A 1,959-nucleotide genomic window follows, 5' to 3' on the forward strand; every position below is an offset into this window, starting at 1 on the left:
GGATCAGATCCGGGCGACCCCGTCGCGACGGGCGGCCTCGGCCACGGCCGTACGGACCGCGCCGGGGACGCGGGGGTCGAACGGCGAGGGGATCACGTTGTCCTCGCTGAGCTCGTCGCCCACCAGACCGGCCAGCGCCTCCGCGGCCGCGAGCTTCATGCCCTCGGTGATCGCGGTCGCGTGCACGTCGAAGGCGCCCCGGAAGATGCCGGGGAAGCACAGGACGTTGTTGATCTGGTTGGGGAAGTCCGAGCGACCGGTGGCCACGACGCGGGCGTACTTGTGCGCCAGGTCGGGGTGGACCTCCGGGGTCGGGTTGGCCAGGCCGAAGATGATCGCGTCGTCGGCCATGGTGGCCACGATCTCCTCGGGGACCGAGCCGCCCGAGACGCCGATGTAGACGTCGGCGCCGTCCATCGCGTCGGCCAGGCTGCCCTTGCGGCCGAAGTTGTCGGCCGTCTCGCGGGCCAGCTGCGCCTTGACCGGCGTCAGGTCGGTGCGCTCGGAGTTGAGCACCCCCTGGCGGTCGATGACGGCGATGTCCTTGATGCCCGCGCCCAGCAGGATGCGCGCCACGGCCACGCCGGCAGCGCCGGCGCCGGAGACGACCACGCGGGTCGTCGCGGGCGTGCGCCCGGTCAGCTTGAGCGCGTTCGTGAGAGCAGCCAGGGCGACCACGGCGGTGCCGTGCTGGTCGTCGTGGAAGACGGGGATGTCGAGGCGCTCCTTGAGCCGGTCCTCGATCTCGAAGCAGCGCGGGGCCGAGATGTCCTCGAGGTTGATGCCGCCGAAGCTGGGAGCCAGCCGGACGACGGTCTCGATGATCTCCTCGGTGTCGGTGGTGTCGAGGCAGATCGGCACGGCGTCCACGCCGCCGAACTGCTTGAACAGCACCGCCTTGCCCTCCATCACCGGCATGGCCGCGGCCGGGCCGATGTCGCCGAGGCCGAGGACGGCCGTGCCGTCGGTGACGACGGCGACCGTGTTGGGGACCCACGTGTAGTGGCGGGTCATGGAGGGGTCCTCTGCGATGGCCTCACAGACGCGGGCCACGCCCGGCGTGTACGCCAGGGACAGCTCGTCGGCTCCGTGGAGGGCTACCGTGGAGACCGTCTCCATCTTCCCGCCGACGTGAAGGTCGAACACGGGATCGCCAGCGTGGGGATGGTGCGTCGCAGGCTCCGAATGCATGAGGAGCAGTCTCCCACACGGACGGCGTGTTGCCCCCGCTGAGAGTCACATCCCAGACGTGATGTGACCCACGCAACTCACCGGACCCGGCCGGGCCGCGGCCACACCCGCGCCCGTACGACGGCCAGCACCGCCGAGGCAGCCACCGGACCGCGGTGGCGGGAGTCGACCCCCTCGTCCGGGTTGTCGCTGAGCAGCCACCAGCCCGGCGTCCCGTCACGCAGCTGACGGGCCTCCACGGCCCGCTTGACCGCGAGCGTCCCGTCCACGAAGCGCGCCACCACGAGGTCGCCGGGGCGTACGCCCAGGCCGTACCTGACCAGCAGCCGGTCGCCGGCGCGCAGCCCCGGAAGCATCGACCGTCCGGTGACGACCGCCAGCCCCACCGGTCCCCGGGCGGCCCCCGCCGACCGAGGAACGGCACCACCGCGACGCTCTCCATCCACGCGGAGTAGTCTCGCAGTCACTGCAGAATCCCGTACCCGTTGCGAGAGGATCATGATGCTTCGCCACCTGATTGCCCCGACCGTCGAGGTCTCCGCCCACTGCGACCTGCCGTGCGGCGTCTACGACCCCGCCCAGGCCCGGATCGAGGCCGAGTCCATCAAGGCCCTGATCGCCAAGGTCGCCGACAGCGACGACCCGGACTTCCGGACCCGCGCGCTGGTCATCAAGGAGCAGCGCTCCGAGCTGGTCAAGCACCACCTGTGGGTGCTGTGGACCGACTACTTCAAGCCCCCGCACTTCGAGAAGTACCCGCAGCTGCAC

3 protein-coding genes are annotated in these 1,959 nt (G+C 71.1%); 1 reads left to right on the plus strand and 2 read right to left on the minus strand.

The window, feature by feature from the left end:
* Positions 1 to 3: 3 nt before the first annotated feature.
* Both ACI379_RS17470 and ACI379_RS17475 read right to left on the minus strand, forming a co-directional pair.
* Positions 4 to 1,191, minus strand: a complete 1,188-nt coding sequence (locus tag ACI379_RS17470) for an NAD(P)-dependent malic enzyme (protein ID WP_439793418.1) — start codon at positions 1,189 to 1,191, stop codon at positions 4 to 6.
* 77 nt (positions 1,192 to 1,268) lie between these two features.
* Positions 1,269 to 1,637: a S24/S26 family peptidase gene (locus ACI379_RS17475; protein WP_439793419.1), complete on the minus strand. Its 369-nt coding sequence runs from the start codon at positions 1,635 to 1,637 to the stop codon at positions 1,269 to 1,271.
* Positions 1,638 to 1,689: 52 nt separating this feature from the next.
* On the opposite strand from ACI379_RS17475, the gene sodN reads away from it, so the two are divergent.
* On the plus strand, positions 1,690 to 1,959 hold a 270-nt coding region (sodN, locus tag ACI379_RS17480), incomplete at its 3' end, for a superoxide dismutase, Ni (RefSeq protein ID WP_439793420.1).

Origin of the sequence: Nocardioides sp. (assembly GCF_051876515.1) — a bacterium.
Classification (GTDB): domain Bacteria; phylum Actinomycetota; class Actinomycetes; order Propionibacteriales; family Nocardioidaceae; genus Nocardioides.